An 18,632-nucleotide genomic window follows, 5' to 3' on the forward strand; every position below is an offset into this window, starting at 1 on the left:
ATCACTCCGCATGACAAATGTCAGACGGCGTCCGGACATGAGCGCACCCGGACATGAGCGGCCGGTGATACGTGAATACGACAAAGGCCCCGGTCGACTGACCGGGGCCTTTGCTTCGCGGAGCGGACGACCAGGTTCGAACTGGCGACCTCAACCTTGGCAAGGTTGCGCTCTACCAACTGAGCTACGTCCGCATTGCCTCCGACCGGCTTCCACCGATCGGCGCGAGCACCACTCTACCTGATCGCCCTCAAGCTCTCGACAAGCTCGAGCAGGGGGAACCCCCATGCGTGATCGGTAAGCGATGCAGAGCGGGTGACAGGAATTGCACACTGCGCCTTCCCCCTGGAAGGGGGATGTTCTGCTACTGAACTACACCCGCACGACCTTCGGGTTCCGGCTTTTTCGGCCTGGCCCCTCGGCGTGTTCCAGACTCTAGCTGATCAGGCGGGGGTCAGCGCAAGTCGGTTGTTCCAGGGGTCCGGTGGAGGGGTCTCGCGGCACCCCGCCCGGGGCGCCGGCTCAGTGCGCCTCGGCGAACGCCTCGTAGACCCGCTTGGGGATCCGGCCGCGCGGCGGCACGTCCATCTTGTTGGAGCGGGCCCAGGCGCGGACCGCGGCCGGGTCGGGCGTCAGCGCGGTGTGCGTGTACGCCTTCCCGGACTTCGACTGCTTGCGGCCGGCCTCGACGTACGGCTCGAGCCGCTTACGCAGTTCCTCGGCATTGGATGGATTGAGGTCGATCTCGTACGACTTGCCGTCGAGTCCGAAGGCGATCGTTTCCGCCGCTTCCGAGCCGTCGATGTCGTCAAAGAGAGTGACCACGACACGCTGCGCCACGAATATCGGTCCCTTCGTGCGGCACCTCCGCGATCAACGGTCATGACGTGCGTGGACGCCACGGAGTTGTCGGGGAGATGTCGACTGTCCGGCTGTTATTGAGCAAAGTATCGGCTATTGCCAATTCCTTTGTACAGTGCCCGGCATTGCATTGTGAAGCCCGACTAAATCCCCCCGCGTGTCCGAAGGCAATGGAGTCCTACCGCTCTTCTGCGGTTTTTCCCAGGATTTTCCGTCGATGCCCCCGCGCCGATGCGGGATCGTGATCGGGGTCACGTAGGATTCTACGAATCTACGCGAGTAGAAATTTTGTACGGGTAGTCTGAAGGGACCTGCTCAGCACCACACACCGGGAGTGCCAGTGGCACGCGTCGTAGTCGACGTCATGCTCAAGCCGGAGATCCTCGACCCCCAGGGCCAGGCGGTGCAGCGTGCACTGCCGCGCCTCGGTTTCGAAGGTGTCTCCGACGTCCGTCAGGGAAAGCGATTCGAACTGGAAGTGGACGGACCGGTGGACGACGCCGCCCTCGCCCGCATCCATGAACTGGCGGAATCCTTCCTCGCCAACACCGTGATCGAGGACTTCACCGTCAAGGTCGAGGAAGTCGCGGAGGCCGGAAAGTGACCGCTCGTATTGGAGTCGTCACCTTTCCCGGCAGCCTCGACGACCGCGACACGCAGCGCGCGATCCGGCTGGCGGGCGCCGAACCCGTAGCTCTCTGGCACAAGGACAAGGACCTCAAGCAGGTCGACGCCGTGGTGCTGCCCGGCGGTTTCTCGTACGGCGACTATCTGCGGGCGGGCGCCATCTCGCGCTTCTCGCCGGTGATGGAGACCGTCATCGAGCAGGCGAAGTCCGGAATGCCGGTTCTCGGCATCTGCAACGGCTTCCAGGTCCTCACCGAGGCGCACCTTCTCCCCGGCGCGATGCTCGGCAACAACCACCTCCACTTCATCTGCCGTGACCAGAAGCTGCGGGTGGAGAACGCGGACACCGCCTGGACCGCCGACTACACGGCCGGCCAGGAGATCAACATCCCGCTGAAGAACATGGACGGGCGGTACGTCGCCGACGAGCACACGCTCGACATGCTGGAGGCCGAGGGCCGGGTCGCGTTCCGCTACGTGGTCCGTGGCGAAGCCGCTGATGGATGCGGCAACCCGAACGGCTCGCTGCGCGACATCGCCGGCATCACGAACGAGGCGGGCAACGTCGTCGGGCTGATGCCGCACCCGGAGCACGCCGTCGAGCCGCTCGTCGGCTCCGGCCGCACCGACGGCCTCCCCTTCTTCACCTCGATCCTCAAGAAGCTGGTCAACGCATGAGCCGCACGCCTCTGGACACGGTCGAGAACGCGGCCGCGACCCCCGACGTCGAGCTGCCCTGGGCCGAACTGGGCCTGAAGAAGGACGAGTACGAGCGCGTGGTCGAGATCCTCGGCCGCCGGCCCACCGGCGCCGAGCTCGCCATGTACTCCGTCATGTGGTCCGAGCACTGCTCCTACAAGTCCTCGAAGGTCCACCTCCGCCAGTTCGGCGAGAAGGCCCCGCAGTCCGACGCGCTGCTCGTCGGCATCGGCGAGAACGCCGGTGTCGTCGACGTCGGCCAGGGCTACGCGGTCACCTTCAAGGTCGAGTCGCACAACCACCCGTCGTACGTCGAGCCCTACCAGGGCGCGGCCACCGGCGTCGGCGGCATCGTGCGCGACATCATCGCCATGGGCGCCCGCCCGGTCGCGGTCGTCGACCCGCTGCGCTTCGGCGCGGCCGACCACCCCGACACCAAGCGCGTCCTGCCGGGCGTCGTCGCGGGCATCGGCGGCTACGGCAACTGCCTGGGCCTGCCCAACATCGGCGGCGAGGTCGTCTTCGACGCCTGTTACCAGGGCAACCCGCTCGTCAACGCCGGCGCCATCGGCGTCATGCGGCACGAGGACATCCACCTCGCGAAGGCGTCCGGCACCGGCAACAAGGTCATCCTGTACGGGGCCCGCACGGGCGGCGACGGCATCGGCGGCGCGTCGATCCTCGCCTCGGAGACCTTCGACGACGCCAAGCCGTCGAAGCGTCCCGCCGTCCAGGTCGGTGACCCCTTCCAGGAGAAGCTCCTCATCGAGTGCACCCTGGAGGCCTTCGCCGAGAAGCTGGTCGTCGGCATCCAGGACCTCGGCGCGGCCGGACTGTCCTGCGCCACCAGCGAGTTGGCGTCCAACGGCTCCGGCGGTATGCGCGTGACGCTGGACGACGTACCCCTGCGGGACTCGACTCTCTCGCCCGAGGAAATCCTCATGAGCGAGTCGCAGGAACGCATGTGCGCGGTCGTCGAGCCGTCGAAGGTCGACCGGTTCCTGGAGATCTGCGACAAGTGGGACGTCATCGCCACCGTCATCGGTGAGGTCACCGACGGCGACCGGCTGGAGATCTTCTGGCACGGCGGCAAGATCGTCGACGTCGACCCGCGCACGGTCGCGCACGACGGCCCGGTCTACGAGCGCCCCTACGCCCGCCCCGAGTGGCAGGACGCGCTCCAGGCCGACGACGCGAACAAGCTGCCCCGCCCGGCGACGGGCGAGGAACTGAAGGACCAGGTCCTCAGGCTCGTCTCCTCCCCGAACCAGGCCTCCAAGTCCTGGATCACCTCCCAGTACGACCACTTCGTGCAGGGCAACACGGTGCTGGCCCAGCCCGAGGACTCGGGCATGATCCGCATCGACGAGGAGACCGGGCTCGGCGTCGCCATCGCGACCGACGGCAACGGCCGTTACGCCAAGCTCGACCCTTACACGGGCGCGCAGTTGGCCCTCGCCGAGGCGTACCGCAACGTCGCGACGACCGGCGCCAAGCCGCTCGCCGTCTCCGACTGCCTGAACTTCGGCTCGCCCGAGGACCCGGCCGTCATGTGGCAGTTCGTCGAGGCGATCCGTGGACTGGCCGACGGCTGCCTGCAGTTGGGCACCCCGGTGACCGGCGGCAACGTCTCGCTGTACAACCAGACCGGCGAGGCCGCCATCCACCCGACCCCCGTCGTGGCCGTGCTGGGCGTCATCGACGACGTCGCCCGCCGCACCCCGGTCGCCTTCCAGGAAGAGGGCCAGCTCCTCTACCTGCTCGGTGACACCCGCGAGGAGTTCGGCGGCTCGGCCTGGTCGCAGGTCATCCACGACCACCTCGGTGGTCTGCCGCCGAAGGTCGACCTGGAGCGCGAGCGGCTGCTCGCCGAGATCCTCATCTCGGCCTCCCGCGACGGCATGATCGACTCCGCGCACGACCTGTCCGACGGCGGTCTCGTCCAGGCCGTGGTCGAGTCGGCGCTGCAGGGCGGCAAGGGCGCGCGGCTGATCGTCCCCGACGGTCTCGACGCGTTCACCTTCCTGTTCTCGGAGTCGGCGGGCCGCGCGGTCGTCGCCGTCCCGCGCTCGGAGGAGCTCCGCTTCAACGACATGTGCGGTGCCCGGGGTCTGCCCGTCACCCGCATCGGTGTCGTCGACGGCACCGAGTCGGACGCGACCGCGGTGATCGACGTCCAGGGCGAGTTCGTACTCTCCCTGACCGAGCTGCGCACGGCCCACGAGGCGACGATCCCGGCGCTGCTGGCGTAACCGGTTCAGCCCGAGCCCGTACGGGCTGAACGGCCTGTACGGCGAAGCCCCCGCCCGGATGCGGTTCCGGACGGGGGCTTCTCGGTTCATCGGACGTAGCTTTTGAGGATCTCCGTGTCGAGTTCGATGCCGATCGGGTCGGGGACGGACACCGTCTCGCCGAACTTCGCCGTGTGAAGGGTGCGGTATCCCCCGACCTTCCGGTCCGGGGCGCTGTGCACGGTGATGGTGCGGGAGTCCCGGTCGACCAGGAGGTACACCGGGGTTCCGGCCTGGCCGTAGGCGGCCGGCTTCTCGTGCCGGTCCCGTCGGTCGGTGTCGGAGTCGGAGTCGTACGAGGTGACCTCGACGACCATGAGCGTTCCGTCCGGGTCGGCCCATTCGCCCGCACCCGCGAAGTGGGCTTCGGGCGTGAGCACCGCGTCCGGTTTCGCCCTGCCCTCTCGATACGCCTCCACCCGGAGCCCTCGGCCCTGATACAGGTCCAGGTCGGGCCTGGCCTGCATACAGCGTCGGGCCAGCCAGGTCACGATGGTGTTCTGGTCTCCGTCGGTCGCCTTCTCGACCCCGATCCGTCCGTTGATGAATTCCGACGTGACGGTCTCGGGAGCGGCGGAGGCGATCGTTTCGAACTCCTCCACCGACATCTGAGACGTGTGCTCGGCCATAGCCATCATGTTCACCCCCTTCCAGGCGCAGGCCAGTGTTGTCCACGTCCGGTGGCGCCGGGTGGCTTTCGCCGCCGTTCACGCTCACGGGTGACCGTCCTCGTTCGCCTCGTTCGCCTCGTTCGCCTCGTTCGCCTCGTTCGCCTCGTTCGCCTCGTTCGTGCGGGCCGGGTACGCGTGGGCGTTGACGCTTCAGCGCGGAGCGTCGCCCTTCCGCGCCTGGCCACCGCCCGGGGGCCTGAACGGATCTGCCGTCAAGCCATAGGCTCCCAGCCATGCCTCCGGTCAAGAAGCGCGCACGGACGTACGACCCCGCCAAGATCCGCGCCGCCGTGCGGGCGCAGTTCGGGAACGTACGGGAGGGTGTCCGTACCCTCACCCCGGAGCAACTCGCCCTGCCCACGAGGCTTGGTGAGTGGTCGGTGCGGGAGCTGGTCGCGCACATCGGGACGGCCCTCGACGTGGTCGGCCGGAACCTCGACCGGCCCGCTCCCGCGAAGGCGGAGGTCGCCGTGCTCGACTGGCCGTTCGGGACGTCCGCGAACTCCGGGGACATCGCCGACACGGCCCGGCAACTCGCCGAGCGCCGTCCTGATCCCGTCGCCTACCTCGCCGGCGTCGGGGAGCGTTTCGCCGAGCGGCTCGCCGCGCACCCCGCCGGCACCCGGCTGCTCGCCACCGGTACCGGCGCGATGACCCTCGCCGACTACCTCGTCACCCGCACCGTGGAACTCGTCGTCCACACCGACGACTTGAACGCGGCCGTCCCCGGGCTCGACATCCCCTTCGACCGCCAGGCCCTCGCCGCCTGCACCCGGCTGCTCGCCGACGCCATCGCCGTGAAGGCGCCCGGCGCGTCGACGGAGGTCCGGATCCCGCCGTACGCCGTCGTGCAGTGCGTGGAAGGGCCCCGGCACACCCGTGGCACTCCGCCGAACGTCGTCGAGACGGACCCGCTGACCTGGATCCGGCTGGCGACGGGACGCACGCGGTGGAAGGCGGCGCTGGACGACGCGAAGGTCAGCGCGAGCGGTGAGCGCGCCGATCTGGCCGCGCTGCTGCCCCTGATGGGCTGAACCCACCCGCATCACCCTCGGGGAACCGGTCCCCCACCCCTCCCGTCACATCGGCATGGACAAGCAGCGAATGACCCTCGGTGTCCTGACCCTGCTTCCCCTTGCGGCCGCGTGCGGTACCCAGACGGCGGGGGGCGGTTCGGCCCGGACGGAGACGGCGTCCGTGACCGGGGTCCACTGGACGGTCGACCGTCTCACCGTGGACGGGAAGACCGCGCGGGCACCCTCCGGCGCGTATCTGAAGATCGGTGACGACGGTCGCGTCAGCGGCAACCTCGGCTGCAACGGGTTCGGTTCGAAAGCCACCTTCGAGGGTGACCGTGTCGCGTTCGGCGGGATGTGGACGACCGACATGGCCTGCGAGAACGGCCCGATGAGCTTCGAGCGGAGCCTCGGCCGCACCTTCGCGGACAAGGGCGCGTTCACGGCGAAGGCCGACGGCGACCGGCTGACGCTCACCACCGACGGCGGCGACCGGATCAGCCTCACGAGGGAGAAGGACGCACCCCTGCGGGGGACGAAGTGGACGGTCACGGCACTGGGTGACAAGAACGTCTCCCAACCGCTCCCGAAGGGGGCGAACGCGTTCTTCGTCCTCCGCGCGGACGGCACCTTCGACGGCCGGCTCGGCTGCAACCACGCGTCCGCCCAGGCCACCGTCGGCGACGGACATATCACCCTCGGTCCGGCCAGGACCACCCGCATGATGTGCCAAGACTCACTCATGAGGACCGAGAAGACACTGCTGGGGCTCTTCGACGGCAAGGTCGCCTACACGTTGGATCATCGCGGCATCGCGCTGACCAGCGAGAACGGCACTGTCGTCAGCGCGGTGGCCGCCAAGTGATCAACTGAGGGCCCATATCCCCAATTCGGACCAGTGGTCGATCTCGCCTACACTCGGTGCCGTGCCACGTGGTGACGGTCGACTCAATCATGATCTGCTCCCCGGTGAGAAAGGCCCCCAGGACGCTTGTGGCGTCTTCGGTGTCTGGGCTCCGGGCGAAGAGGTCGCCAAGCTCACTTACTTCGGGCTCTACGCCCTCCAGCATCGGGGTCAGGAATCCGCGGGAATCGCGGTCAGCAACGGCTCCCAGATCCTCGTCTTCAAGGACATGGGCCTCGTGTCCCAGGTCTTCGACGAGACCTCGCTCGGTTCGCTCCAGGGTCATATCGCGGTCGGTCACGCCCGCTACTCGACCACCGGTGCCTCCGTGTGGGAGAACGCCCAGCCGACGTTCCGCGCCACCGCGCACGGTTCCATCGCGCTCGGCCACAACGGCAACCTGGTCAACACGGCGCAGCTCGCCGAGATGGTCGCGGACCTGCCCAAGCAGGAGGGCCGCACCACCCGTGTGGCGGCCACCAACGACACCGACCTGCTCACCGCGCTCCTCGCGGCCCAGGTCGACGACGACGGCAAGCCGCTGACCATGGAAGAGGCCTCCGCCAAGGTCCTCCCCCAGGTCATGGGCGCCTTCTCGCTCGTGTTCATGAACGAGCACACCCTCTACGCCGCCCGTGACCCGCAGGGCATCCGCCCGCTGGTCCTCGGCCGCCTGGAGCGTGGCTGGGTGGTGGCCTCCGAGTCCGCGGCCCTCGACATCTGCGGCGCCAGCTATGTGCGCGAGATCGAGCCGGGCGAGTTCGTCGCCATCGACGAGAACGGCCTGCGGAGCTCGCGATTCGCGGAAGCGAAGCCCAAGGGCTGCATCTTCGAGTACGTCTACCTGGCCCGCCCCGACACGGACATCGCCGGCCGGAACGTGTACCTCTCGCGCGTCGAGATGGGCCGCAAACTCGCCAAGGAAGCCCCTGTGGAGGCCGACCTGGTGATAGCGACTCCGGAGTCCGGGACGCCCGCCGCGATCGGTTACGCGGAGGCCTCCGGCATCCCGTTCGGCGCCGGCCTGGTCAAGAACGCGTATGTCGGCCGGACCTTCATCCAGCCGTCGCAGACGATCCGCCAGCTCGGAATCCGCCTGAAGCTGAATCCGCTCAAGGAAGTCATCAAGGGCAAGCGCCTGGTCGTCGTCGACGACTCGATCGTGCGCGGCAACACCCAGCGCGCCCTGGTCCGGATGCTCCGCGAGGCCGGTGCGGCCGAGGTCCACATCCGGATCTCCTCCCCGCCCGTGAAGTGGCCCTGCTTCTTCGGCATCGACTTCGCGACCCGCGCCGAGCTGATCGCGAACGGCATGACCATCGAGGAGATCGGCACCTCGCTCGGCGCCGACTCCCTCTCGTACATCTCCATCGACGGGATGATCGAGGCCACGACGATCGACAAGCCGAATCTGTGCCGCGCCTGCTTCGACGGCGAGTACCCGATGGAGCTTCCCGACCCCGAACTGCTCGGCAAGCAGCTCCTGGAGACCGAGCTGGCCGCGGGTCCCGCAGCCACGGCCGCGGCTGACGCCATCCGTCGCCCGTAGCGCCGCAGAGCCCCGTTTCACCAACCCGAAAGATCCCAGGCAATGCCTTCTGTGTCTGATCAGTCCCCTCCGGCGACAGGCAGTGCCTCCGGTGCGTCCTACGCGGCTGCCGGAGTCGACATCGAGGCGGGCGACCGCGCCGTTGAACTGATGAAGGAGTGGGTGAAGAAGACGCAGCGCCCCGAGGTCCTCGGTGGCCTCGGCGGCTTCGCCGGCCTCTTCGACGCCTCCGCCCTCAAGCGTTTCGAGCGTCCGCTGCTCGCCTCCGCCACCGACGGTGTGGGCACCAAGGTCGACATCGCCCGGCAGCTGGGCGTGTACGACACCATCGGCCACGACCTCGTCGCGATGGTCATGGACGACATCGTGGTGTGCGGCGCCGAGCCGCTCTTCATGACCGACTACATCTGTGTGGGCAAAGTCCACCCGGAGCGGGTGGCGGCCATCGTGAAGGGCATCGCCGAGGGCTGTGTCCTGGCGGGATGCGCCCTGGTGGGCGGCGAGACGGCCGAACACCCCGGTCTGCTCGGTCCGGACGACTTCGACGTCGCGGGCGCCGGTACGGGCGTCGTCGAGGCCGACCAGCTCCTCGGCCCGGATCGCATCCGTACGGGTGACGCGGTGATCGCCATGGCGGCCTCCGGTCTTCACTCGAACGGGTACTCGCTCGTCCGGCACGTCCTCTTCGACCGGGCGAACCTGCGCCTGGACCAGCACATCGAGGAGTTCGGCCGCACGCTCGGCGAGGAGCTCCTGGAGCCCACCAAGATCTACTCGCTGGACTGCCTGACGCTGACGAAGAGCACCGAGGTGCACGCCTTCAGCCACATCACCGGCGGCGGCCTGGCGGCCAACCTGGCGCGGGTCGTCCCGGACGGTCTGCACGCCGTGGTCGACCGCGAGACCTGGACCCCCGCGCCGGTCTTCGACCTGGTCGGCAGGACCGGTGGCGTCGAGCGCCTGGAGCTGGAGAAGACGCTGAACATGGGCGTCGGCATGATGGCGATCGTTCCCGAGGAGTCCGCCGAGGTCGCCCTCGCCGTCCTCGCGGACCGCGGAGTGGACGCCTGGATCGCCGGTGAGATCACCGAGCGCGGGGACCACACGACGGGCGCGGCGCTCATCGGCGACTACGCGAACTGAAGCAGGCGACCACGGGGGCTGAAGCCGGCGACCAGCGGGCCGAAGCCCCCGAAGCAGCACGAAACCCGGTCCGGCGCTGAGGCCCCGGACCGGGTGAAGTGCAGTCGCTACGAGAAAACCGCCAGGCGGGATCTACCAGAAGCCCACGCCAGGAGATCCGCTACGAGAAGAGATCGCGGAAACTGCGAGGGACGCTGTTGCGTCAAGCGCCGCGACGTTGCGACTGGGGACCGGACTCCTCGTCCTCGTCCTCGTCGTCGTCGTTGTAGAGATCCGCGTACTGTGCGTACGGGTCGTCTTCCTCGTCGTCGTCTTCGAACGGCTCGCCATTCGGCGGCTGGCTCGAAGTCGAAGCGCCCAGCTCATTGGCCAGACGCGAGAGGTCAGTCCCGCCGCTGCTGTACTTCAGCTGGCGGGCGACCTTCGTCTGCTTGGCCTTTGCCCGGCCGCGCCCCATGGCTCGACCCCCTCGGATACGGGGCTCGACGGCCCCAGAGTCTTGACACGCGTTCATGATCTGGAACGGACTCTCCGTGGAGAGACCGGTCCGTAGGGCTTCCACGGTACCTGAGCCCGCGCCCATACGGTACGTCGCCCGCAGCACGCGCCTTCACCCAGAACCCGCGAGGTGCCCTGTCCTCGCTGGTCAACCGCGATTTTAACCTCTTCTTGGCGTACGACCCGCCGACAGACGTGAGAGTTCTCTCCCAACCGGCCGCCGACGGGTCCCTGACAAGCGCCTATGGCCCCGGAAGGGGTCAGTGACTCCGCGCCTCCGCCATCCGCTGCTCGGCGATCCGGTCGGCCGCCGCGGCCGGCGGAATCCCGTCCTGCTTCGCACGTGCGAATATGGCCAGCGTGGTGTCGAAGATCTTCGTGGCCTTCGCCTTGCACCGGTCGAAGTCGAAGCCGTGCAGCTCGTCGGCGACCTGGATGACACCGCCCGCGTTCACCACGTAGTCGGGGGCGTACAGGATGCCGCGGTCCGCGAGATCCTTCTCCACACCCGGGTGCGCCAGCTGGTTGTTGGCGGCACCGCACACGATCCGGGCGGTGAGCACCGGCACGGAGTCGTCGTTGAGCGCCCCGCCCAGCGCGCACGGCGCGTAGATGTCGAGGCCCTCGGTGCGGATGAGCGCCTCGGTGTCCGCGACGGCCGTGACACCGGAGGGGTGCCGGTCCAGGATCCGCCGTACGGAGTCGGCCCGCACGTCCGTGATCACGACCTCGGCGCCGTCCTCGCGCAGGTGCTCGACCAGGTGGTGGCCCACCTTGCCGACGCCGGCGACGCCGACCTTGCGGCCACGCAGCGTCGGGTCGCCCCACAGGTGCTGGGCGGAGGCCCGCATGCCCTGGAAGACACCGAACGCGGTCAGGACCGACGAGTCGCCCGCGCCGCCGTTCTCCGGGGAGCGGCCGGTCGTCCACCGGCACTCCCGCGCCACGACGTCCATGTCGGCCACGTAGGTGCCGACGTCGCACGCGGTGACGTACCGGCCGCCGAGCGAGGCGACGAACCGGCCGTACGCGAGGAGCAGCTCCTCGGACTTGATCTGCTCGGGGTCGCCGATGATGACGGCCTTGCCGCCGCCGTGGTCGAGCCCGGCCATGGCGTTCTTGTACGACATCCCGCGCGCGAGGTTGAGGGCGTCGGCGACGGCCTCCTGCTCGCTCGCGTACGGGTAGAAGCGCGTGCCGCCGAGGGCGGGGCCCAGGGCGGTGGAGTGGATGGCGATGACGGCCTTGAGGCCGCTGGCGCGGTCCTGGCAGAGCACGACTTGCTCATGACCCCCCTGATCCGAACGGAAAAGGGTGTGCAGTACATCAGCAGGCGCGCCGGTTACGTCGGTCACTGTGGTGACTCCCAGGTAAAAAGCGGCGGTTGGGTGCGGGGCCCGTGCGGATGGCGGGCTCCGTGGGGATGAGACTAGAGCCTGTGCCGACCCGCCCTCGGCGCAGTGTTCAGGATCACCTACGGGCGGGGTACAGCCATGGTTCGATTTGCATAGATTTCTCTTCAGGTTGTGAGCGGTTCTCGCTGGTTTTCCCGGTGGTCGACGGGGGAGGGAGCAGGCGTGCCCAAGGTGTCCGCGGTGATCGTCCCGTACACGTCGTATCTGCGGGTGTACGAGCCACTGGCCGCGTTCCCCGAGTCCGAGCGCGCCCACTGGACGCGCTACGCCCGGCGCGCCGAGCACCCCTCGTACCAGGACGAACTGCGCCGCTCGCTGGCCGACTTGCTGCCCACCCCGCCGGTCCCCGTGCCGGTGCACGAGAGCGGCGACGCGTTCGTGGCCGAGGTGGACGGGGTGGTGTGCGTCTGCCCCTGGCGCACCCGGCTGCGCGGCTGGCAGGCCCTGGACGAGCTGGGCGAGGAGCTTCCGGCGTCCGTGCTGGACGCGGTGCTGCCGCCGCTGGTGCGCCGTCAGGCCGCGCTGGACTACGAGCGCTGGCTGGTGCGCAACCCCGACGCCCGCCCGTGGATCCGCACCGCGACCTGGCAGGTGCCGCTGAACTGGTTCGTGCTCGTCACGGACGAGGAGCGGGAGTACGAGAAGGGGACGGGCTCCGCCGGAGCCGCGCCGCTGCTGCGCTACCGGACACCGATGGTGCAGGCGCGGCGGCGCACGGCGCGGGCGCTGCGGACGCTCAGGGACGCCCTGGACGAAGGGCCGCTCATCGAGGGCCTGGTGGACGTGGGGCGCTGGCTGGAGGAGTTCCATCCGAGCTCCCTGGTCGAGCTGGACTACGGCGGGCTCGTGCACACGCTGCCGGCCGGGGAGCTGGAGGGCGACCACTCCGCGGCGGACGTCGCCGAGGGCATCGAGGCGCTGCGCACCGGGGACGGGGCGGCGGCGGGCGAGGCGTACGGCCGGCTGGTGGAGCGCTGGCGGTCGGTCAGGGACCGGCGTTCGTCGAACTGACGCGTCGCGCGGGCGCGCGAGGCCGGGGCGGGCGCCGCCCCATGGTTCGGGTGGGGAGGGAGGTGGCTCCCGGGCCCCCGGTTCAGTGTGATCTGCTTCTCACAGGTTTCCGTCGAACTCGCGTATGGTCCTCACACGCTGAAGAACCCTCACGTCCAGGACGTAGGTCCCGATCCGGGCTTATGCGTCAACGGGTGTCAAGCGTGACGGACGGCACTTACCCGGCTCTTGCATCGCTTCCCCCTCCTCGTGTCAAAATAGGACAAGGAGCCCGGGGGAGGGCTCCCTCCGCCCATGTTTGGGGGGAATCTCGGCATTGCACGCTTTGGGGGGTCTGGTGACTCCTGATCGCCCCTGTGACTGATCGTCACAGTGGCGTGACTGTCCGCTATGGCATGGTCCATCGGCTTCCGTCGCTGATGAACACCTGGGAGGGCAATTCCATCGGTTTGGCCGACGCGGCTGGACGGATGGTGTAGTTGTAGTGCCGAGGACAAGCCGTTCGTCCTATAACCGACTCGACTCGCGTCCGCCATTTCGGGCAACGCGGGTCAAGGTGCAGAATTTAGAGGAAAGAACCGAGAAGGTTCGGTTCTCCCGAGGAGGCCGCTCATGACCGCTCGCACCCCTGATGCCGAGCCGCTGCTGACCCCCGCTGAGGTCGCCACGATGTTCCGCGTCGACCCCAAGACGGTCACGCGGTGGGCGAAGGCCGGCAAGCTCACATCCATCCGCACGCTCGGCGGACACCGCCGTTACCGCGAGGCTGAGGTCCGCGCACTGCTCGCGGGTATCCCGCAGCAGCGCAGCGAAGCCTGAACCATCGCATAACCGGACAAGTCAACGGGTCCCCCAACCCGTCGAGGCGTCCACACCGCAGCTCCAAGCGACGCGGGTTCTGCCCCAACAGAGCTCACGCCCAAGCTTTATCGCCACTTGAACAGGGTGCGTCGTAGATCGCGCTGGACTCCGCCGGGTCCAGCGCGATCTTTTTTGTGCGGTCCACGCGCCTCGACGGCCGGCCTGTGAGCGGCCTTGTCGGAGTCTGGGGGCGGGTGTCGGATCGGCTGTGGAAGTCCTCGACGAGGAGTGCAATTGCACATATTAAATTGACTGGTTGTAGGAGGGGGGTAAGTTCCACACTTCTGAAAACATATGCGGTGACTCCCGTCACATGCCACAGTCCTTGTCGCCCGCGAGCCTTCTGCGCTAGGGGAGTTGGGGCCGCGAGAGGTCGTGTCGCGTCGGGGCGCGCGCCGCGGGACGGTCGTCGAGGCGGCCCTCGGTCACGCTGTCGAGGGACTTTCGTCCTCCGGGGTGTTCTCGGGGTCCTGCTCGTCGTGCGGAGCGGGCTCCATGGCCAGCCGCGCGAGCCGGTGACAGATCGGGCAGTGCCGCGTCAGATGGCGGTACCCGGAGGCGGCCGCCAGATGGGCTCGGAGCAGAGCCCGGGTCTCGTGCCGAGCGGACACCGTCATACGCACCTCCGGAAGGCCGGCAGGGCGAGGGCCCTGGATTCCGGGGTACCGGCGGAATGTGACGCCGTCAAGGGACGCGAACGCGCCGCAGGGGCGCCCCTGGAGGTCCCGACGGCCGTACGTGGACCGGTGCGCGCACGCGAACGCGGACCGGTACGCACGCGCCGACGCGGAAACGAGGAAGCGGGCGGGGGCGGACGGGAGCGGGCATGCGAAAAGGCCCGGAGCCGAAGCTCCGGGCCTTTCTTCACGCGGTCCTGACGGGATTTGAACCCGCGGCCTCCACCTTGACAGGGTGGCGAGCACTCCAAACTGCTCCACAGGACCTTGTTTCGCAGCGACTTGTTCTTGCGCTGTGCTGCGAAATGAGACTGTACAGGAGGGCGGGCCCGGGGTCGAACTCACCACGCGTACAGACGTCGTTACGGGGCGGCGGCGTCGATCGCCTTCACGATCCGCTTGTCGGAGACGGGGTACGCCGTGCCGAGCGCGTGGGCGAAGTAGCTGACCCGGAGCTCCTCGATCATCCAGCGGATGTCCAGGACCGGCGAGGGCACCGGCCGGCCCTGCGGGAGCTGCTCCAGGAGCCAGGCGTACTCGTCCTGCATCTCGTGGACCTTCTCCATGCGGCTGGTGTCCCGCTGGACGCCGGTCGGCATCTGCTGGAGACGGCGGTCCGCGGCGACCAGATAGCGCATCAGGTCCGGCAGCCGCCGCAGTCCCGTCGCCGTGACGAAACCGGGCTTCACCAGGGCGTCCAGCTGCTTGCGTACGTCCGCGAGGTTCGCGAGCAGCGTCGGGCTCCTGACGCCCTTCAGGCGGCGCTCGCAGGCCTGCCAGGCGGCGAGGACCTGCTGCACCTGCCCGACCGTGCGCACGGTCGTGTCGACGATCTCGGCGCGCACCTTGTCGTAGAGCTTCCGGTACGACTCCTCGTCCCACGCCGGGCCGCCGAAGTCACCGATCAGCTTGTCCGCCGCGGCCATCGCGCAGTCGTCGAAGAGCGCCTGGACCGAACCGTGCGGGTTCGCGGACAGGGCGAGCTTCTGGGCGTTGGTGAGCTTGTCCGAGGCGAACTTGCCCGGGTTGACCGGGATGTTCCGCAGGATCAGCCGGCGGGTGCCCTTCCACATGGCCTCGGCCTGCTCGGCCTCCGTGTCGAAGAGCCGCACGGAGACGGTGTTCGCCGCCGGCCCGTCGTCGACCAGCGCCGGGTACGCCTTCACCGGCTGGCCCGCCCGGCGCGTCTCGAAGAGCCGCGTGAGCGTGCCGATCGTCCAGTCCGTCAGACCCGTGCGTTCCAGCGACTCGCCGCCCTCGCGCTCCGCCGTCGCCGCGGCGGCCTGCGAGATCGCCTGGCGCGCCTTCGGCTTCAGCCGGACCTTCAGGGCCTCCAGGTCCTTGTCCTCGGCGAGCTTGCGGCGCCGCTCGTCGACGATCCGGAAGGTGATCCTCAGGTGGTCGGGGAGCCGCGACCAGTCGAAGTCGTCCGCCGTCAGCGGCACTCCGACCATGCGCTTGAGCTCGCGCGCCATCGTCTGCGGCAGCGGCTCCTGGAGAGGCACGGCCCGCTCCAGGAACTTCTGCGCGAAGTTCGGGGCGGGAACGTAGTTCCGCCGGATCGGCTTCGGCAGGGAACGGATCAGCTCCGTCACCACTTCCTCCCGCAGCCCCGGGATCTGCCAGTCGAAGCCCTCGTCCGTGACCTGGTTCAGGACCTGGAGCGGGACGTGGACGGTCACGCCGTCCGCGTCCGCCCCCGGCTCGAACTGGTAGGTCACCCGGAACTTCAGCCGCCCCTGGAGCCAGGAGTCGGGGTAGTCGTCCTTCGTGACCTGCCCGGCCCGGTCGTTGATGAGCATCGAGCGCTCGAAGTCGAGGAGTTCGGGCTCCTCGTGGCGCTTGTGCTTCCACCAGGAGTCGAAGTGCGCCCCGGACACGACGTGTTCGGGCACCCGCTGGTCGTAGAAGTCGTACAGGGTCTCGTCGTCGACCAGGATGTCCCGGCGGCGGGCCCGGTGCTCCAGCTCCTCGACCTCGGTGAGGAGCTTGCGGTTGTCGGCGAAGAACTTGTGGTGCGTACGCCAGTCGCCCTCGACGAGCGCGTTACGGATGAACAGCTCGCGACTGGCCTCCGGGTCGATCCGCCCGTAGTTCACCTTCCGCTGCGCGACGATCGGCACGCCGTACAGCGTGACCTTCTCGTACGCCATCACGGCGGCCTGGTCCTTCTCCCAGTGCGGTTCGCTGTACGTCCGCTTGAGGAGATGGCCGGCCAGCGGTTCGACCCACTCCGGCTCGATGCGGGCGTTGACGCGCGCCCAGAGCCGGGAGGTCTCGACGAGTTCGGCGGACATCACGAAACGCGGGGGCTTCTTGAAGAGCGCCGAACCCGGGAAGATCGCGAACTTGGCGCTGCGGGCGCCCAGGTACTCGTTCTTCCCCGTGCTCTTCCCGCTCTCCCCGCCGGTCTCCTTCACGTCCTTCATGCCGACGTGCGAGAGCAGGCCGGCGAGCAGCGACACATGGACGCTCTGCTCGGGCGCGTCCTCCTCGTTGAGGTGGATGCCCATCTGCTTGGCGACGGTCCGCAGCTGGCTGTAGATGTCCTGCCACTCGCGGATGCGCAGGAAGTTCAGGTACTCCTGCTTGCACATCCGGCGGAACGCGGACGAACCGCGCTCGGTCTGCTGCTCGCGGACGTAGCGCCACAGGTTGAGGAAGGCGAGGAAGTCGGACGTCTCGTCCTTGAAGCGGGCGTGCTGCTGGTCGGCCTGCGCCTGCTTCTCGGACGGACGCTCGCGCGGGTCCTGGATGGAGAGCGCGGCCGCGATCACCATGACCTCGCGGGCGCAGCCGTTCTTGTCGGCCTCCAGGACCATCCGGGCGAGCCGGGGGTCGACGGGCAGCTGGGCGAGCTTGCGGCCGGTCGGCGTGAGCCGCTTGCGGTGGTCCTTCTCCGCCGGGTCCAGCGCGTTCAGCTCATGGAGGAGCTGGACGCCGTCGCGGATGTTGCGGTGGTCCGGCGGGTCGATGAAGGGGAACTTCTCGATGTCGCCGAGGCCGGCCGCGGTCATCTGGAGGATGACGGAGGCGAGGTTCGTCCGGAGGATCTCGGCGTCGGTGAACTCCGGCCGGGAGAGGAAGTCGTCCTCGGAGTACAGCCGGACGCAGATGCCGTCGGACGTACGGCCGCAGCGGCCCTTGCGCTGATTGGCGCTGGCCTGCGAGACCGGCTCGATGGGCAGCCGCTGCACCTTCGTGCGGTGGCTGTACCGGGAGATGCGCGCGGTGCCCGGGTCGATGACGTACTTGATGCCCGGGACGGTCAGGGAGGTCTCGGCGACGTTGGTGGCCAGAACGATCCTGCGTCCGGTGTGGGCCTGGAAGACGCGGTGCTGCTCGGCGTGCGAGAGCCGCGCGTACAGGGGCAACACCTCGGTGAAGCGGTAGTTCTTCTTCGTCAGCGCGTCGGCCGTGTCGCGGATCTCGCGCTCGCCCGACAGGAAGACGAGGATGTCGCCCTTGCCCTCGGCCTGGAGCTCCTCGACGGCGTCGCAGATCGCGGTGATCTGGTCGCGGTCGGTGTCCTCCGAGTCCTCTTCCAGGAGGGGGCGGTAGCGCACCTCCACGGGGTACGTCCGCCCGCTGACCTCGACGATCGGGGCCTCGCCGAAGTGCCGGGAGAAACGCTCCGGGTCGATGGTCGCGGAGGTGATCACGACCTTGAGATCGGGCCGCTTGGGCAGCAGCTGGGCGAGGTAGCCGAGCAGGAAGTCGATGTTCAGGGACCGCTCGTGGGCCTCGTCGATGATGATCGTGTCGTACGCGCGCAGCTCGCGGTCCGTCTGGATCTCGGCGAGCAGGATGCCGTCCGTCATGAGCTTGACGAAGGTGGCGTCCGGGTTCACCTGGTCGGTGAAGCGGACCTTCCAGCCGACGGCCTCGCCGAGCGGGGTGTCCAGCTCGTCCGCGACCCGCTCGGCGACGGTACGGGCGGCGATACGACGGGGCTGGGTGTGCCCGATCATGCCGCGGACGCCACGGCCCAGCTCCATGCAGATCTTCGGGATCTGGGTGGTCTTGCCGGACCCGGTCTCCCCGGCGACGATCACCACCTGGTGATCACGGATGGCCTCCGCGATCACGTCCTTCTTCTGGCTGACCGGGAGCTGCTCGGGATAGGTGATGGCGGGCACGCGGGCGCGGCGCGCGGCCATCCGGACCTCGCCCTTGGTGACCTCCGCCTCGATCTCGGCGAACACGGCGGAGCGGGCCTCGGGCTTGTGGATCTTGCGTGCGCCTTCGAGCCTGCGCCCGAGCCGGTGCGCGTCGCGCAGGGACAGCTCGGCCAGGCGGGCGGCGAGATCGCCGAGGGCGGGGGCAGGGTGCGTAGACATACGCGGTCCAGGATCTCACCTCGGGGAAATGGCTGGCGAACGCTTTTGCGCGCCCCGGCCGTCCGGCCC

The 18,632-nt window shown here is 68.7% G+C and carries 15 protein-coding genes and 3 tRNA genes; 9 read left to right on the plus strand and 9 right to left on the minus strand.

Features of this window, described 5'->3' with window-relative positions; all coding sequences use genetic code 11:
* Nucleotides 1-121 precede the first annotated feature (121 nt).
* From ACZ6KY_RS14130 to ACZ6KY_RS14140, 3 genes are all read right to left on the minus strand, one after another.
* Nucleotides 122-194: transfer RNA gene (locus ACZ6KY_RS14130), tRNA-Gly, on the minus strand.
* A 116-nt stretch (nt 195-310) separates the two neighbouring features.
* Nucleotides 311-382: transfer RNA gene (locus tag ACZ6KY_RS14135), tRNA-Gly, on the minus strand.
* Between the two features lie 140 nt (nt 383-522).
* Nucleotides 523-840: a histone-like nucleoid-structuring protein Lsr2 gene (locus ACZ6KY_RS14140; protein WP_469310542.1), complete on the minus strand. Its 318-nt coding sequence runs from the start codon at nt 838-840 to the stop codon at nt 523-525.
* A 361-nt stretch (nt 841-1,201) separates the two neighbouring features.
* On the opposite strand from ACZ6KY_RS14140, the gene purS reads away from it, so the two are divergent.
* The 3 genes from purS to purL are packed head-to-tail and all read left to right on the plus strand — an operon-like array spanning nt 1,202 to nt 4,439.
* Entirely contained in the window at nt 1,202-1,465 is a 264-nt protein-coding gene (gene purS, locus ACZ6KY_RS14145) for a phosphoribosylformylglycinamidine synthase subunit PurS (protein ID WP_005482678.1), read from the plus strand.
* Nucleotides 1,462-2,166, plus strand: coding sequence for a phosphoribosylformylglycinamidine synthase subunit PurQ (gene purQ, locus ACZ6KY_RS14150; protein WP_469310543.1), 705 nt, complete (start codon nt 1,462-1,464; stop codon nt 2,164-2,166). Before purS ends, purQ begins: the two co-directional genes overlap by 4 nt.
* Nucleotides 2,163-4,439 (plus strand): phosphoribosylformylglycinamidine synthase subunit PurL, encoded by a 2,277-nt coding sequence (purL, locus tag ACZ6KY_RS14155; protein WP_469310544.1) that lies wholly within the window; start codon nt 2,163-2,165, stop codon nt 4,437-4,439. Before purQ ends, purL begins: the two co-directional genes overlap by 4 nt.
* A gap of 86 nt (nt 4,440-4,525) precedes the next feature.
* Here the strand turns inward: purL and ACZ6KY_RS14160 are convergent, their stop codons facing one another.
* A complete protein-coding gene (locus ACZ6KY_RS14160) occupies nt 4,526-5,116 on the minus strand; it encodes a Uma2 family endonuclease (RefSeq protein WP_469310545.1) in 591 nt (196 codons plus the stop codon).
* Between the two features lie 266 nt (nt 5,117-5,382).
* Here ACZ6KY_RS14160 and ACZ6KY_RS14165 point away from each other — a divergent pair, with 266 nt between their 5' ends.
* From ACZ6KY_RS14165 to purM, 4 genes are all read left to right on the plus strand, one after another.
* Nucleotides 5,383-6,183 carry a maleylpyruvate isomerase family mycothiol-dependent enzyme gene (locus ACZ6KY_RS14165; protein WP_469310546.1) on the plus strand — a complete coding sequence of 267 codons (801 nt, stop codon included), beginning with the start codon at nt 5,383-5,385 and terminating at the stop codon, nt 6,181-6,183.
* 55 nt (nt 6,184-6,238) lie between these two features.
* The gene (locus ACZ6KY_RS14170) at nt 6,239-7,030 is read left to right on the plus strand and encodes an META domain-containing protein (RefSeq protein ID WP_469310547.1); all 792 of its coding nucleotides are present in this window, start codon (nt 6,239-6,241) and stop codon (nt 7,028-7,030) included.
* A 61-nt stretch (nt 7,031-7,091) separates the two neighbouring features.
* Entirely contained in the window at nt 7,092-8,618 is a 1,527-nt protein-coding gene (gene purF / locus ACZ6KY_RS14175) for an amidophosphoribosyltransferase (protein ID WP_469310548.1), read from the plus strand.
* A gap of 42 nt (nt 8,619-8,660) precedes the next feature.
* On the plus strand, nt 8,661-9,761 hold the full coding sequence (gene purM, locus ACZ6KY_RS14180) for a phosphoribosylformylglycinamidine cyclo-ligase (protein ID WP_469310549.1): 1,101 nt from the start codon (nt 8,661-8,663) through the stop codon (nt 9,759-9,761).
* A 202-nt stretch (nt 9,762-9,963) separates the two neighbouring features.
* Here purM and ACZ6KY_RS14185 read toward each other — a convergent pair whose 3' ends face one another.
* Together ACZ6KY_RS14185 and ACZ6KY_RS14190 are read right to left on the minus strand one after the other, a co-directional pair.
* Nucleotides 9,964-10,218, minus strand: a complete 255-nt coding sequence (locus ACZ6KY_RS14185; protein ID WP_356376542.1) for a DUF3073 domain-containing protein — start codon at nt 10,216-10,218, stop codon at nt 9,964-9,966.
* A 301-nt stretch (nt 10,219-10,519) separates the two neighbouring features.
* On the minus strand, nt 10,520-11,614 hold the full coding sequence (locus tag ACZ6KY_RS14190; RefSeq protein WP_469310550.1) for a Leu/Phe/Val dehydrogenase: 1,095 nt from the start codon (nt 11,612-11,614) through the stop codon (nt 10,520-10,522).
* Between the two features lie 222 nt (nt 11,615-11,836).
* On the opposite strand from ACZ6KY_RS14190, the gene ACZ6KY_RS14195 reads away from it, so the two are divergent.
* Nucleotides 11,837-12,685 carry a DUF8083 family protein gene (locus tag ACZ6KY_RS14195; protein WP_469310551.1) on the plus strand — a complete coding sequence of 283 codons (849 nt, stop codon included), beginning with the start codon at nt 11,837-11,839 and terminating at the stop codon, nt 12,683-12,685.
* A gap of 612 nt (nt 12,686-13,297) precedes the next feature.
* Nucleotides 13,298-13,504, plus strand: a complete 207-nt coding sequence (gene bldC, locus ACZ6KY_RS14200; RefSeq protein WP_003949541.1) for a developmental transcriptional regulator BldC — start codon at nt 13,298-13,300, stop codon at nt 13,502-13,504.
* 467 nt (nt 13,505-13,971) lie between these two features.
* Here the strand turns inward: bldC and ACZ6KY_RS14205 are convergent, their stop codons facing one another.
* From ACZ6KY_RS14205 to hrpA, 3 genes are all read right to left on the minus strand, one after another.
* A complete protein-coding gene (locus ACZ6KY_RS14205) occupies nt 13,972-14,163 on the minus strand; it encodes a DUF6274 family protein (protein WP_469310552.1) in 192 nt (63 codons plus the stop codon).
* A gap of 252 nt (nt 14,164-14,415) precedes the next feature.
* Nucleotides 14,416-14,490 (minus strand) — tRNA-Asp (locus tag ACZ6KY_RS14210).
* A gap of 95 nt (nt 14,491-14,585) precedes the next feature.
* Nucleotides 14,586-18,563: an ATP-dependent RNA helicase HrpA gene (gene hrpA / locus ACZ6KY_RS14215; protein WP_469310553.1), complete on the minus strand. Its 3,978-nt coding sequence runs from the start codon at nt 18,561-18,563 to the stop codon at nt 14,586-14,588.
* Nucleotides 18,564-18,632 lie beyond the last annotated feature (69 nt).

Source organism: Streptomyces sp. NPDC042002 (genome assembly GCF_055588305.1).

Coding starts and splice junctions, on each gene's coding strand:
- ACZ6KY_RS14160 (WP_469310545.1), bottom strand. CDS start 5,116: ATGATGGCTATGGCCGAGCACACGTCTCAGATGTCGGTGGAGGAGTTC.
- bldC (WP_003949541.1), top strand. CDS start 13,298: ATGACCGCTCGCACCCCTGATGCCGAGCCGCTGCTGACCCCCGCTGAG.
- purL (WP_469310544.1), top strand. CDS start 2,163: ATGAGCCGCACGCCTCTGGACACGGTCGAGAACGCGGCCGCGACCCCC.
- ACZ6KY_RS14205 (WP_469310552.1), bottom strand. CDS start 14,163: ATGACGGTGTCCGCTCGGCACGAGACCCGGGCTCTGCTCCGAGCCCAT.
- ACZ6KY_RS14185 (WP_356376542.1), bottom strand. CDS start 10,218: ATGGGGCGCGGCCGGGCAAAGGCCAAGCAGACGAAGGTCGCCCGCCAG.
- ACZ6KY_RS14170 (WP_469310547.1), top strand. CDS start 6,239: ATGGACAAGCAGCGAATGACCCTCGGTGTCCTGACCCTGCTTCCCCTT.
- ACZ6KY_RS14165 (WP_469310546.1), top strand. CDS start 5,383: ATGCCTCCGGTCAAGAAGCGCGCACGGACGTACGACCCCGCCAAGATC.
- hrpA (WP_469310553.1), bottom strand. CDS start 18,563: ATGTCTACGCACCCTGCCCCCGCCCTCGGCGATCTCGCCGCCCGCCTG.
- purM (WP_469310549.1), top strand. CDS start 8,661: ATGCCTTCTGTGTCTGATCAGTCCCCTCCGGCGACAGGCAGTGCCTCC.